This is a genomic window from Eikenella sp. NML120348 (genome assembly GCF_001648435.1).
Taxonomy (GTDB): domain Bacteria; phylum Pseudomonadota; class Gammaproteobacteria; order Burkholderiales; family Neisseriaceae; genus Eikenella; species Eikenella exigua.
The window spans coordinates 15,265-28,081 of the sequence record NZ_LXSP01000008.1 but is presented as its reverse complement, the minus strand read 5'-3'; the positions used below and the strand labels follow the sequence as shown (position 1 = coordinate 28,081).

The window sequence follows — 12,817 nt, the reverse complement described above, 5'->3', positions numbered from 1 at the left end:
CGAAAGTAGGACACTGCCAAACACCTATTTACGACACCTGCCTGATGGCGGGTGTTGTGCTTTGTGGGAGTATGATGAAAGGAATGGAAATCCGGGATAGCGGTACAGTGTGAGTTGGAAAAGGAAGAACGAGAGAGAAGAGGAGACGAAGAAATGGGTGAGGAATGGAACGAGGAAAGGAGAGAGGCTAGCTGAATGTTTCAGACAGCCTCTTCCTCAGACCGGGCAAGACTATTTATTTGCTAGCTTATCTGCCGGTGCGGCGATGGCTTTTCCCGGGGAGATGCCGGCAGGAGGAAGGGAGGCGTTGCCGGCATTGCGATCCATGCGGATATCGCCGGTGTAAACGGCTCCATCTTCCACTTGTAGGGATTGGGTGCGGATGTTGCCAGTTACGCGAGCGTTGGGCTTGAGGTGTAGTTTTTTCACTTCAATCAGGCCTTCGGTTTTGCCGAACACGATCAGATCGCTGCCGCGGATGTCGCCATTCACCGCGCCTTTGTCGCCAACGATGACGGTGCCGCCGGCTTGCACATTGCCTTGGATTTGGCCGTCGATTTTCACCGATTGCTGGCTCAGGATGTCGCCCTGAATCCGGCATTGTGCGCCGATGATGGTGTCGATGGCGCTGGTGGAGTTGCTGGGTTGGGAACGGTCTTTTTTATCTTTAAACATGGTTGTTTCTCCGCGGATTGAATTGAAATGGAGTGCCGCGCGTGTTTATTTTGCGAGGCTGAGGAAAGTGGCGGGATCGTGCGGCTCGTTGTTGAGGCGCACTTCGTAGTGCAGATGCGGGCCGGTGGAGCGGCCGGTGGAGCCGATTTTGCCGATGAGGTCGCCGGCTTTAACAGTTTGGCCGGGTTGCACGCCGATGTGCGATAAATGTCCATACACAGTGCTGTAGCCGTAGCCGTGGCGCACTTTCACCACTTGGCCGTAGCCGTTCATGGTGCCGGCAAATTCCACTGTGCCGTTGGCAGTAACGCGTACGGGGTCGCCAATGTTGCCGCGAAAATCTAGGCCATGATGAAACTCGCTGCCTTTGCCGCTAAACGGGTTGTGCCTGGGGCCGAAGCCGGAGGAGATTCCGCCTTGAGCGGGGCGGCCAAGTGGTACATTGTTGGCTACTTTGAGTAGATTTTCAATAGTTTGGCTGAATTCTGGCGTGTCGGCTGGCGGTAGGATGTTGCGCGGGCCGCCGGCTTGGTGGATGGGCTTGCCTTCTTCGGAAGCGGTAGCTGGTTTTGGGGTGGGTACGTTCGCACCTCGCTGACGTAGGTAGTTTTGCAGATCGGCCACGGCTTTTTCGGATTGGGCGAGCTGATTGAGTTTGGCGCTAACCTCAGCGGAACGCGCTTCTTTCAAGTCTTCGATTTGCTGGCTGAGTGCTTGAGTTTGCTGTTGTTGTTGCGCAAAGCGGTTGTAGCTTTGGTAGTGGTGCCAACCCAACGCCAACAGAGCAGCCAAGAGCGTCACCGTGGCCACGGAAAGGCCGATGACGGTGGGCTTGATAGCGCGCAGCCGTGATTCAGCGATCACGAAAGTTTCGGTGCGGTGTTCGTCCAACACCATCACCGTAACGAGTTTCTTTTGCTTATCCATTGATTTGAATGGTAAATGAGTTGTTACTCAAAATTGGCATTGTATTACAAAATGCTATTGTTTGGCAAAAGCAAATCTATCATTTGGCGGGCTGTTTCTGGTTTGGCAGTAACCTGCTTTCAGGTAGCCTCAGCCTATTCATGGCCTACCTTACCTGTTTCGCTATACAATCAGCCACTGCATACAGGAAAGCAAATGGGCAATTTTTTTCACACCATGCGGCGGATGCGGCAGGAAAAACAGCAGCTCGACCGCAACATAATGCGTATTTCGTTTAGCCTGCCCGTATTTTGGCTATTCGGCATGCTGCTGGCCGTTGTGTTAGGCATGGGCGCATTGGTAACTTCGGCTGAGTTGAGCAAGCGGCAGCGGCATTTGAACGTAGCCGTGGCTTATACGCATCATGCCGCCGCTGAGCTGCAGCGGCGCCAATGGTATGACGATGACGACAACCTCCACGTGGCCGGCAGCATCCGCATCGCCGAAGGAAAACAGCTCAATTTGGATTGCCGCAACCTGGCCGACCCGTTGTGCCAATATGACGAAAACGTTTGGCAGCGTGAAGAAAAGCTGACTGTACAAAGCCTTATCCAGGCCCATTGGTTGAGCTACCATGTGATTACCGAGCTGAACTACACCAAAGACGGCAGCGAGCGGCACTACCGCGCCGCCTTCAGCCCGCAGGAAGAAACCGAAAACTGGCGGCTGTATGCCCGCCTTTGGACACGCGCCGCCACAGTAGCCGGAGCAGGCTGGCTTTGGCTCAGTATTGCTTGGTATCGGCGCACCAGACGGCGCAAGAAGGCGCGGCAAAAGGCTGCCTGAAACCTTCTTTCTGTTTCAGGTAGCCTGCCCCGCCGCCTTTCTTTTAAAATACGGCATTCCGCTTTTTCATTGTTTTTCATGCGCCTCACCCACATCAAACTTGCCGGCTTCAAATCTTTCACCGACCCCACCACGATCCATGTGCCCGGCCAGCTGGTGGCCGTGATCGGGCCCAACGGCTGCGGCAAATCCAACGTTATCGATGCCGTGCGCTGGGTGCTGGGCGAAGCCTCGGCCAAGCAGCTGCGCGGCGAGAGCATGCAAGACGTGATTTTCAACGGCGCCGCCACCCGCCGCCCTGCCCCACGAGCCTCCGTGGAGCTCGTGTTCAGCAATGCCGACGGCAGCCTGCAGGGCGCATGGGGGCAATACGGCGAAATCAGCATCCGCCGCCAGCTCACCCGCCAAGGCGAATCCAGCTACTACATCAACGGCCAGCAAGTGCGCCGCCGCGACATCACCGACCTTTTCCTCGGCACCGGCGTCGGTGCGCGCGGCTATGCCGTGATTGAGCAGGGCATGATTGCCCGCATCATCGAAGCCCGCCCCGAAGAATTGCGCGCCCACATCGAAGAAGCCGCCGGCGTATCCAAATACAAAGAACGCCGCCGCGAAACCGAAAACCGCCTGCGCGACACCCGCGAACACCTCCAACGCTTGGGTGATTTGCAGTCCGAACTCGGCCGCCAAGTGGAAAAACTCCAACGCCAGGCCGCCGCCGCCGAACGCTACCGCAGCCTCACCGCCGAACTCAACCACGCGCAAAACCGCCACGATTTCGCCCAATGGCGGCACACTTTTGCCGCCGCCGATCGCGCCGCCGCCGACCACGAACACGCCCACGAGCGGCAAGACGAACTCGTCCGGCAGAACCAAGCCATGAACGATGCCGTGCAAGCGTTGCGCCAAACCGAACAGCAACAGCAGGCCGAGCAATACCGGCTCAACCAGCAGCACGCCCTGTTGCGCGAACAAACTGCCCGCCTCGAAGAGCAAATCCGCTCGCGGCAGAGCCAACGCCAGCGCCTAGAACGCGAACAGGCCGCCGCCCAAACCGCCATCCAGAAAATCGACGGCGAACACGCCGAGCTGCAACAGCAACACGCCGCCGCCGAACAGGCCGCCGAACAGCAGCAGATGCAGCTCGAACTGCTCACCGCCGAAGCCGTCGCCCTCGAAGAGCAACTGCCCGAGCTCGAAGCCGCCCAGCAGCAGGCTGCCGAACAGCAGCAAAGCCAACACGACGAAGCCGCCCGCCTCCGCCGCGAGCTCGCCCTGAAGCAACAGCAGCTGCAACACAGCCGCCAAAGCATCAGCCGGCTGCAAGAGCGCCAAGCCCGTTTGCAGCAGGAAGCCGCTGCCCTCAGTCTGCCGGATGGCAGTGCGCCGGCCGCCGCCCAAGCTCAGGCCGACACCCTCGCCACCCAATATCAACAGGGTGAGAAGCGACTGCAACAGCTCGAAGAACAAACAGGCTACCTGAAAACCGCCCTCGTGGCCGCCCGCGAACGCGAACAGGAACACGAACGCCGCATTCTCGCTGCCGAAGCCGAGCAGAAAACCCTCGCCGCCCTGTTGGCCGACAATGCCCGCCACAACTTTTGGCAGGGCAGCGAGCAAGCCGATGCGCCCGCCCTGTGGCAGCACATCCGCGTGCCAAAAGAGTGGCAGGGCGCACTGGCCGCCGTGTTGGGCGAGCGGCTCAACGCCCGCGCGCTGCCCGCTGATTTCCAGCTGCCATTGCCGCTGCCCGAGTCTCCTGCTGCCTGGTTCAACCGCGAAGCCCATGCCCACCGCGCTGCCAGCCCGGCTCAGGCGCTGATTCACCAAATCCAAGCCGAGCCGCCTTTTCAGGTAGCCTTAGCCCATTGGCTCGAAGGCATTTTGTGTGCCCCCGATTTGGATTACGCGCTGGCGCATCGCAGCCGCCTCGAGCCCGGCCAAGAATGGCTCACCCCGCAAGGCCACCGCATCGACCGCCTCAGCGTGCTGCTGCACCACGCCGACAGCAGCAACCAGCAAATGCGCCACCGTGCCCGCCACGATGAAATCGCCGCAGCATTGGCCGAATGGCAGCCGCAGTTTCAGCTAGCCCGAGCCGAAGCCAAAAAACTGGCGCAGCAGCAAGCCCAAGCCGAAACCGAGCTGCGCCAAGCCCAAACCGAACAACGCCGCCTCGCCGCCGAGCTGGCCGCCGCCCAACAGCAGGCCGGTGCCCTCGCCGCCCGCGCCGCACAGGCGCAGCAGCGGCACGAACACATTGCCCAAGAACAGACCCAGCTGGCGCAGGAGGCGGAAGAGCTGGCGTGTGCCGCCGAAATCCTAGCCGAAGAAACCGTCGCCCTCGAAGACAGCCTGCCTAAGCTGGAAGCCGAGAGCCGCGCCCAAGCCGAGCACAGCCAGCAGGCGCAGCAAGCCCTGAGCCAAGCCCGCCAAGCCGTGCTCGAAGCCGACCGCCGCCGCAGCGCCGCCGAACTCGAAGCCCACCGCCAAACCCAGCAGCTGCAAAATATCGCCGCCCGCATGGCCGCGCTGGTGCAGCAAAAAACCGATTGGCAGCAACGCCAAAGCGAGCTCGCCCTCACCTACGCCGAAGACAGCGAAGACGAACAACGCCTGCAGCTGGAAGAACTGGCCGAAGCCGCCTTCACGCTGGAAGAGCAAATCCAGGCCGCCGCCGCCCGGCTGGCCGAAACCCAAGAGCAGGGCAGACAGCAATACGCCCGCCAGCAGGCGCTGGTCGCCGAGTTGCCGCAATGGCAGCAGGCCGCTCAAACCGCCCTGTTGCAGCAGCAGGAAGCCCTGCTCAACGCCAAACACTTCCACGATAACTTATTGGCACGCCGAGCTGATATCGCCGCGCTCGAAGCCGAGCAGCAGGCAGGCTACCTGAAAACCGACTGGCCGCAGCAAATCGACAGCATTTCCCGCCGCATCCAAGCTCTCGGCGCGGTGAACCTGGCCGCGCTTGACGAACTGGCCGAAGCCCGCGAGCGCGACGGTTACTACCAAAACCAACGTGCCGATCTGCAATCCGCCATCGCGCTTTTGGAAGAAGCCATCGCCCAAATCGATGGCGAAACCAAGCAGCGCTTCCAAGCCACCTTCGATGCCGTGAACCAAAAAGTGCAAACCTTCTTCCCCACCCTGTTCGGCGGCGGCGAAGCCAGCCTGCACATGGTGGGCGACGATTTTCTCACCGCCGGCGTATCCATCATGGCGCGCCCTCCCGGCAAGAAAAACAGCACCATCCACCTGCTCTCCGGCGGCGAAAAAGCCCTTACCGCCATGAGCCTCGTGTTCGCCCTGTTCAGCCTCAATCCCGCCCCCTTCTGCCTGCTCGACGAAGTGGACGCCCCGCTGGACGACGCCAACACCGGCCGCTTTTGCAATCTGGTGAAAGAAATGTCTGCCCAAACCCAGTTCCTGTATATTTCCCACAACCGCCTCACCATGGAAATGGCCGAGCAGCTCATCGGCGTAACCATGCAGGAAAAAGGCGTGTCCCGCATCGTGGCGGTGGACATCAAACAGGCGCTGGAAATGGCGGAAACGGATTGAGATGAAGTTTTCAGATAGCCTCATGCCCGGCAGAGGCTGCCTGAAATATGGAATCCATCACCGAACTGCGCCACTTCAAATTCCAGCTTACCGGCGAGCCCTGCGCCGGCCTGCGCAGCCCCAAGCTTTGAGGCTGCCTGAAAACGGGTAAAACGAGTTTCTGCGAAGCTGAGAATCACCCCTGCCCCTTCTGCACTGCCCGCTGCCTGGTATGAAAAAAGGTGCTTTAGCTATAGAGGCTCTTGGCAAGGGAAAGGCTACCTGAAATTTTCAGGTAGCCTTTTGAGGTAGCCTTTTGGCTGTAACTGGCTTAATGCTGGCCGTAGATACTGTAATCGTAGCCGGTACAAAAAGCCGTGCCGTTTATGCCCTTCCCTGTATGCGCGCCTGTGTAGAAACACCTGCTTTTTGTATCGCCATGTACCCGCTGGCAGGCCCGCATGGCTTGTTGTGCCGCTATTTCGTCGTCAGGATTGATACCAACGAACAAGTCATTTTTATCTCGCGGATTGTCAGTTGCTTTCACCACAACCGCGCAACTGTTGCTAAAAGTGGCAAATACATGACAACTGGAAGAATTACATATTTGTTTTGCGCGTTCAATGGCTCTTTCTTTAGAGGGGTACCCTCCAGGCCATGTGATGGTATCTTTATCAAAATCCCAAGCCAAAGCCATCCAAAACGGCGTGCGGCGCAGTTCCGCGATTTCGGCTTGCACCTTTGCCTCACGCTGCTCCCAGGCGCGTATTTCGGCGGCGGTGGGGCCGTGGTAGGTTGGCTGTTGCCGTACGGCATTGCGCTCGCGTTGTATCCGATCTGCTTCCGATTGCATGATGCCATTAAAGTTGTGCCATTGCTGCGAACCAACCGGATAGGGGTTGGCATATGCCAAGCCCGCACTGCCCAACAGCACTGCTACCAACACGCCCGCTGCCGTGTTCATCATGGTTTGCTTCATCTTGCCGCTCCTGTTTGGAAAGGGGGAAAAGGGTATTGCCGATGATCGGATTGTAACAAAATACAAGATATTGTAAACATCTATCCCGCTGCTTGAAGGCTACCTGAAAAGCGCCAACGCCCGTTTTAACTGCGTTGCAGCCCTACTTTCAGGTAGCCCCAATTATATCCCGATTGCCCGAGCCAATTGGTTATTCTATTGGACAAGCTATATAATTCCGCCAGTTTCACCGCACCCCCCCCGTTATGAGCCTGATTACCCACCTGCGTCCGGCACGCATCCAAGATTGCGAACACATCTACAACGCCCACCAATACGCCGTGCGCTACACCTGCGCCCGCAACTACAGCGAAGCCGTGCTGCAAGCCTGGCTTTCCCTGCTCAGCCCCGACAGCTACCTCGATACCCTCGAAGACGAACGCAAGCTCTTGTGGGTGATCGAATTTAAGCACCATATCCAAGGCTTTTTCCAGCTTAATCTGCAAGAATCCCAGCTCGATGCGCTGTATGTGCACCCCTTCGTGCAGCGCCAAGGCCTCGGCACTGCCCTGCTCGGCCGCGCCGAAGAGCTGGCCTACCAACACGGGCTGGGCATGCTCAAGCTCTACGCCTCGCTCAATTCCGAACAGTTTTACCTGCTCAACGGCTACCGCCCGCTGGGCGAAGCCGTGCTGCCGCTCAACCAGGAAATCGGCATCGAATGCCGGCTGATGCGCAAACTGCTCACCGACCGTTGATGCCGGCTTTCAGGTAGCCCACTCCTCCGCCATACCGAAAGAGCCGAAATGAAAATCCCGCTATTCCTGCTTGCCCTGTTCGCCCTCCCCGCCTGCACTTATCTCGACGGCCCAGACGGGCGGTTCTTCTCGCTCGATTTACCCGTGGAAACCACACACACCGTGCACAAAACCGTACGCGTGGATGCCGCCCCGGGCACCACCGTCATCATGAGCGAAAGCTCCCCGCTCGACGGCTACTACCGCCCCGTGCTCAACAACGGCCGCCGCACCCTGCTGCGCCAGGCCGCCGACAATTCCTGCCTCGGCCTCGAACGCAGCGGCATGCCCGCCTACCTGGTCAGCCAGCCCTGCCACGGGCGCACCAACCAACAATTCATGTTCGACGGCCCGCGCCTCAACATCAACGGCTTGTGTGCCGAAGCCACCGGCGGCGCCGGCAGCCCTGTCATCGCCACCGCCTGCCAAAACAGCCGCAGCCAGCATTGGGTTACCGAGGGCAGCCACATCCGCAGCGCCGCCAACGGCCTGTGCCTAGACGGCAGCGGCGGCACGGTGAGCCTGCAATATTGCGATAACGGGATGGGGCAGCAGTTTTACCGATAGTTTGGCTGCGGGTTGCGTGGGAATAAAAAGGCTACCTGAAAACCATCCGATAGGTTTTCAGGTAGCCTTTTCTACTATTGCTTATTGCTGCGGGGCGTTTAGCGCCGGTAGTTGATTTGGATATTGCCGCGCACGGGCGATACCGGTCGCCAGTTGCCGGTGCAGATGGTGGAGCCGGCGCTGGTGTGGCAGTTGCGGTGTTCGGTGTAGCCGATGCCACCCCGGCTGTATTGCTCAGTGGTTTGGATTTGGCCGCCACCGTATTGGTTGGAGCCGTTGTAGAAATAGTAGCTGCGACTGGGGTAGTAGCCGGGGTAGCCGTCCGGGCCACTGTAGTAGTAGTCGGCATGGGGGTTGATTTGTAGGTTGATTTGGGCGCTGGTTTCGGCTACTGCAGCGGCACTGAAGAGGATGGTGCAGATGAGGAGCAGGGTTCGCATGATGGGTCTCCCGAAAGGTGGCGGGTGGAAACGTTCGGCCTGCTTCGTGCCCATATCTTGTCTTCGGGCGCAGGTTGGAACGATAATTGCTATAACTATAGCTGCCGCGCACAGCACTTTGCCGATGGCGGTATAATCATTATAGCGCTAATTCCCTCCAAACAGCTGTTTGTTTACACAGCGTTTTCATTCATTTTTCTTTTTCAGGTAGCCTTATGCCGAACCAGCCCACCATCCTTTGCCGCGAACTGAGCCTGCTGGCGTTCAACCGCCGCGTGCTGGCGCAGGCACGGGACGAGGGCGTGCCGCTTTTGGAGCGGTTGCGCTTTTTGTGTATCGTTTCTTCCAATTTAGACGAATTTTTCGAAGTGCGCATGGCTTGGCTGAAGAAGGAAAGCCAGCTCAACCCGCACGCGCTTTTGGATAACGGCACCACGCCCGCCGAAACCATGGCTGCCGCTGCTGCTGAGGCCAAAAAATTAATTCAGGAGCAATATGAGCTGTTTAACAAAGAGCTGATTCCCGCGTTGCGCAAAGAGGGCATTTTCTTTTACCCGCGCCACCAGTGGACAGACAAACAGTGCGCCTGGGTTGAAAGCTATTTCGACCGCGAGCTGCTGCCCATCCTCACCCCGCTGGGGCTCGACCCGGCACACCCTTTCCCGCGCCTGCTCAACAAATCGCTCAACTTCGCGGTGGCGCTTTCCGGCAAAGACGCTTTCGGCCGCGCTTCCGGCATGGCCGTGGTGCAGGCGCCGCGCATTCTGCCGCGCGTGGTGAAGCTGCCCGACGAGCTTGGTGAAGGGCACGGCTTCGTGCTGCTTTCCTCCATTTTGCACGCTTATGTGCACAAACTCTTCCCCGGCATGGAGGTGGAAGGCTGCTACCAATTCCGCCTCACGCGCAACAGCGAGCTCACGGTGGACGAAGAAGACCTCACCAACTTGCGCGCCGCCGTGCAAACCGAGCTGCGCGGGCGGCAGTATGGCGACGAAGTGCGGCTGGAAGTGGCCGACAACTGTCCGCCGCATGTGGCTGGATTCCTGCTCACGCAATGCAATTTGAGCCCGAACGAGCTCTACCAAGTGGTTGGCCCCGTGAACCTGGTGCGGCTGATGGCTGTGCCTGATATGGTGGATCGTGCCGATTTGAAATTCCCGCCCTTCGTGCCCGGCCTGCCCAAAGATGTGCGCAAAGACCAGCCCATGCCTGAGGTGCTCAAACAGCATGACGTGCTGCTGCACCACCCCTACCAATCCATCGCCCCCACCGTGCGCTTCATCCAAGAAGCGGCTGCCGACCCGGATGTGGTGGCTATCAAGATGACGATCTACCGCACTGGCACCCATTCCGACCTTGCCCGCGCCCTGATTGCCGCCGCCAACGCGGGCAAACAGGTAACCGTGGTGGTGGAGCTGATGGCGCGGTTTGACGAAGAAAACAACGTCAACTGGGCGCGCCGCCTCGAAAGCGCCGGCGCACATGTGGTATACGGCGTGTTCGGCTACAAAGTGCACGCCAAAATGGCGCTGGTTATCCGCCGCGAAGGAGGCTACCTGAAACGCTACGCCCACCTCGGCACCGGCAACTACCACCAAGGCACCTCCCGCATCTACACCGATTTCGGCCTCTTAACCGCCGATGAAGCCATCACCGCCGACGTGAACGCCATCTTTATGGAAATCACCGGCCTGGGCCAGCCCACACGGCTCAACAAGCTTTATCAGAGCCCCTTCACCCTCAGCCCCATGCTGCTGGAATGCATCGCCGCCGAAACCGCCGAAGCCCGCGCCGGCCGCCCCGCGCGTATCATCGCCAAAATGAATTCGCTCATCGAGCCCGGCATCATCCGCGCCCTATATGAAGCCAGCCAGGCCGGCGTGCAAATAGATTTAATCGTGCGCGGCATGTGCACCCTGCGCCCCGGCGTGCCCGGCCTTTCCGAAAACATCCGCGTGCGCTCCATCATCGGCCGCCTGCTCGAACACTCCCGCGTGTTCTACTTCCACAGCGGCGGGCGCGAAGAGCTCTTCATTGCCAGCGCCGATTGGATGAGCCGCAACTTCTTCCGCCGCATCGAAATATGCACTCCCGTGGAAAACCCGGCCCTCAAACAGCGCATCATGCGTGAAGCCCTCACCCTCGCCTTGGCCGACAACCGCAAAGCCTGGCTGATGCAGCCCAACGGCAGCTATGTTCGTGCCGTTGCGCAGGAAGGGGAAGAAGGGCTGGATATGCAGGAAACGCTGTTGAACGAATATCGGCGTTGATGGCACGAGAGTGCAAAAGGCTACCTGAAAGTTTCAGGTAGCCTCTTTAGCAAGGTAGGAAGAGTATTTGCTACCCGCTTGCGATAATCTGGAATCTGGGTTTTGTACAGCCCCCGCTTCGCTTTCAGGTAGCTTCTTCTTTCCCGCTATAATCCTTATTTTTAATGCTCCAATCCCCACGCTCCCCATGACCCAGCCCAGCCCTGAATACACCGCCCAGCTGCAACAAAAAGTAGGCTACCTAAAACAGCGTTTTGCCGAATTTTCCCCACCCGAATGGCAGGTGTTTGCTTCGCCTGAAGAGCATTATCGGATGCGTGCCGAGTTTCGTGTTTGGCACGAAGGCGACAACATCAGCTATGCCATGTTCGAGCCCGGGCAGAAGGCAGGCTCGGCCTCGTTGCGCCGGATTGATTCCCTGCTTGCCGCTTCTGCTGCAATCAACGTCCTGATGCCCCGGCTGCTGGCTGCCGTGCAGGCCGATCCGCTGTTGCGGGAGCGATGGTATCAGTGCGAATTTTTGTCTACCCTGAGCGGCGATATGCTGGTGGGCATGATTTACCACAAGCGGCTGTGCGGGCAATGGCAGGCTGCGGCGGCGCGTTTGCAGCGCGAATTGGGTATCATGATTATCGGCCGCAGCCGGGGGCAGAAGCTGGTGTTGGCGCAGGATTTCGTTACCGAACGCCTGCATGCCGACGGGCGTGATTGGCTCTACCGCCAATACGAAGGCGGCTTCAGCCAGCCGAATGCGCCAGTGTGCCAAAAAATGCTGGATTGGGCCTGCAGCGCGGCGGCGGGGTTGGGCGGCGATTTGCTGGAGCTTTATTGCGGCAACGGCAATTTCACCCTGCCGCTGGCGCGTTATTTCCGCCGCGTGCTGGCCACGGAGTTGTCGAAAACTTTGGTGCAGGCGGCGCAGTGGAATATTGAGGCCAACGGTGCGGCCAACATCCGCCTGGCGCGGCTCTCCGCCGAAGAGTTTACCCAGGCCTACCACGGCATGCGCCGTTTCCGCCGCTTGCTGGAGCAGGGCATCGAGCTGGCGGATTATGCCTTCTCTACCGTGTTTGTTGATCCGCCGCGCGCCGGCATAGACGATGCCACCCTGCGCCTGCTGCAGAATTTCGACAACATCATCTATGTTTCCTGCAACCCGGAAACCCTGCACGCCAATCTTGCCACGCTCACGCAAACCCACTGCATCGAACGCGCCGCGCTGTTCGACCAATTCCCGTTTACGCCGCATATTGAGAGCGGGGTGTTGTTGCGGCGGAAATAATCGGTTTTAGGTAGACTTTGTATGCGTCGCTGCCGACTGTTTGGTTTGCCCCTGCCGTTGGCGATATAATTAAGACTCTTTTCAGCAATCAACATATAAGGAGTTCCATTATGGCCAAAACCATCATTCATACTAACAATGCCCCTGCCGCCATCGGTGCTTATTCCCAAGCCGTGCGTGCCGGCAATACTATCTATTTAAGCGGCCAGATTCCGCTGGTGCCTGCCACCATGCAGGTGGTGGAAGGCGGCTTTGCTGAGCAAACCCGCCAAGTGTTTGAAAACCTCAAAGCCGTGATTGAAGCCGCCGGTGGCAGTTTCGACGATGTGGTGAAACTCAACGCCTACCTCACCGACCTCTCCAACTTTGCTATCTTCAACCAAATCATGGGCGAATACTGCCGCGAACCCTTCCCCGCTCGCGCTGCCGTGCAGGTGTCCGCCCTGCCAAAAGGTGTGCTGGTGGAAGTGGAAGGTGTGGTGGTACTGAACGCTTAAAGCACATAAAAGTATTATAGAGGCTACCTGAAAACAGAA

At 58.8% G+C, this 12,817-nt stretch carries 11 protein-coding genes; 7 read left to right on the top strand and 4 right to left on the bottom strand.

Annotated features, from left to right (window positions below; translation table 11 throughout):
• Positions 1-231: 231 nt before the first annotated feature.
• Both A7P99_RS09365 and A7P99_RS09360 read right to left on the bottom strand, forming a co-directional pair.
• A complete protein-coding gene (locus tag A7P99_RS09365; RefSeq protein ID WP_067441735.1) occupies positions 232-675 on the bottom strand; it encodes a polymer-forming cytoskeletal protein in 444 nt (147 codons plus the stop codon).
• A 45-nt stretch (positions 676-720) separates the two neighbouring features.
• Positions 721-1,602: a M23 family metallopeptidase gene (locus tag A7P99_RS09360; protein ID WP_067441738.1), complete on the bottom strand. Its 882-nt coding sequence runs from the start codon at positions 1,600-1,602 to the stop codon at positions 721-723.
• 195 nt (positions 1,603-1,797) lie between these two features.
• Between A7P99_RS09360 and A7P99_RS09355 the strand changes: the two genes are divergently transcribed.
• Positions 1,798-2,427: a hypothetical protein gene (locus tag A7P99_RS09355; protein WP_067687327.1), complete on the top strand. Its 630-nt coding sequence runs from the start codon at positions 1,798-1,800 to the stop codon at positions 2,425-2,427.
• Positions 2,428-2,505: 78 nt separating this feature from the next.
• Complete coding sequence (gene smc / locus A7P99_RS09350; protein ID WP_067687325.1) at positions 2,506-5,988, top strand: chromosome segregation protein SMC; 3,483 nt, start codon at positions 2,506-2,508, stop codon at positions 5,986-5,988.
• Between the two features lie 310 nt (positions 5,989-6,298).
• Here the strand turns inward: smc and A7P99_RS09345 are convergent, their stop codons facing one another.
• Complete coding sequence (locus tag A7P99_RS09345) at positions 6,299-6,946, bottom strand: DUF4189 domain-containing protein (protein WP_067687322.1); 648 nt, start codon at positions 6,944-6,946, stop codon at positions 6,299-6,301.
• Positions 6,947-7,191: 245 nt separating this feature from the next.
• On the opposite strand from A7P99_RS09345, the gene A7P99_RS09340 reads away from it, so the two are divergent.
• Entirely contained in the window at positions 7,192-7,683 is a 492-nt protein-coding gene (locus A7P99_RS09340; RefSeq protein WP_067528313.1) for a GNAT family N-acetyltransferase, read from the top strand.
• Positions 7,684-7,731: 48 nt separating this feature from the next.
• Positions 7,732-8,289, top strand: a complete 558-nt coding sequence (locus A7P99_RS09335; protein ID WP_067528311.1) for an RICIN domain-containing protein — start codon at positions 7,732-7,734, stop codon at positions 8,287-8,289.
• 98 nt (positions 8,290-8,387) lie between these two features.
• Here the strand turns inward: A7P99_RS09335 and A7P99_RS09330 are convergent, their stop codons facing one another.
• On the bottom strand, positions 8,388-8,729 hold the full coding sequence (locus tag A7P99_RS09330) for a hypothetical protein (RefSeq protein ID WP_067449013.1): 342 nt from the start codon (positions 8,727-8,729) through the stop codon (positions 8,388-8,390).
• A 215-nt stretch (positions 8,730-8,944) separates the two neighbouring features.
• Here A7P99_RS09330 and ppk1 point away from each other — a divergent pair, with 215 nt between their 5' ends.
• From ppk1 to A7P99_RS09315, 3 genes are all read left to right on the top strand, one after another.
• A complete protein-coding gene (gene ppk1 / locus A7P99_RS09325; protein WP_067687319.1) occupies positions 8,945-10,999 on the top strand; it encodes a polyphosphate kinase 1 in 2,055 nt (684 codons plus the stop codon).
• Between the two features lie 187 nt (positions 11,000-11,186).
• Positions 11,187-12,281 (top strand): tRNA (uridine(54)-C5)-methyltransferase TrmA, encoded by a 1,095-nt coding sequence (trmA, locus tag A7P99_RS09320; protein WP_067687316.1) that lies wholly within the window; start codon positions 11,187-11,189, stop codon positions 12,279-12,281.
• 110 nt (positions 12,282-12,391) lie between these two features.
• Positions 12,392-12,778: a RidA family protein gene (locus tag A7P99_RS09315; RefSeq protein WP_067441764.1), complete on the top strand. Its 387-nt coding sequence runs from the start codon at positions 12,392-12,394 to the stop codon at positions 12,776-12,778.
• The last annotated feature ends 39 nt before the right edge of the window (positions 12,779-12,817 follow it).

Bases quoted from the DNA above. Each gene is read 5' to 3' on its own strand.
- A7P99_RS09365 (WP_067441735.1), bottom strand. From the start codon at position 675: ATGTTTAAAGATAAAAAAGACCGTTCCCAACCCAGCAACTCCACCAGC.
- A7P99_RS09360 (WP_067441738.1), bottom strand. From the start codon at position 1,602: ATGGATAAGCAAAAGAAACTCGTTACGGTGATGGTGTTGGACGAACAC.
- A7P99_RS09355 (WP_067687327.1), top strand. From the start codon at position 1,798: ATGGGCAATTTTTTTCACACCATGCGGCGGATGCGGCAGGAAAAACAG.
- smc (WP_067687325.1), top strand. From the start codon at position 2,506: ATGCGCCTCACCCACATCAAACTTGCCGGCTTCAAATCTTTCACCGAC.
- A7P99_RS09345 (WP_067687322.1), bottom strand. From the start codon at position 6,946: ATGAAGCAAACCATGATGAACACGGCAGCGGGCGTGTTGGTAGCAGTG.
- A7P99_RS09340 (WP_067528313.1), top strand. From the start codon at position 7,192: ATGAGCCTGATTACCCACCTGCGTCCGGCACGCATCCAAGATTGCGAA.
- A7P99_RS09335 (WP_067528311.1), top strand. From the start codon at position 7,732: ATGAAAATCCCGCTATTCCTGCTTGCCCTGTTCGCCCTCCCCGCCTGC.
- A7P99_RS09330 (WP_067449013.1), bottom strand. From the start codon at position 8,729: ATGCGAACCCTGCTCCTCATCTGCACCATCCTCTTCAGTGCCGCTGCA.
- ppk1 (WP_067687319.1), top strand. From the start codon at position 8,945: ATGCCGAACCAGCCCACCATCCTTTGCCGCGAACTGAGCCTGCTGGCG.
- trmA (WP_067687316.1), top strand. From the start codon at position 11,187: ATGACCCAGCCCAGCCCTGAATACACCGCCCAGCTGCAACAAAAAGTA.
- A7P99_RS09315 (WP_067441764.1), top strand. From the start codon at position 12,392: ATGGCCAAAACCATCATTCATACTAACAATGCCCCTGCCGCCATCGGT.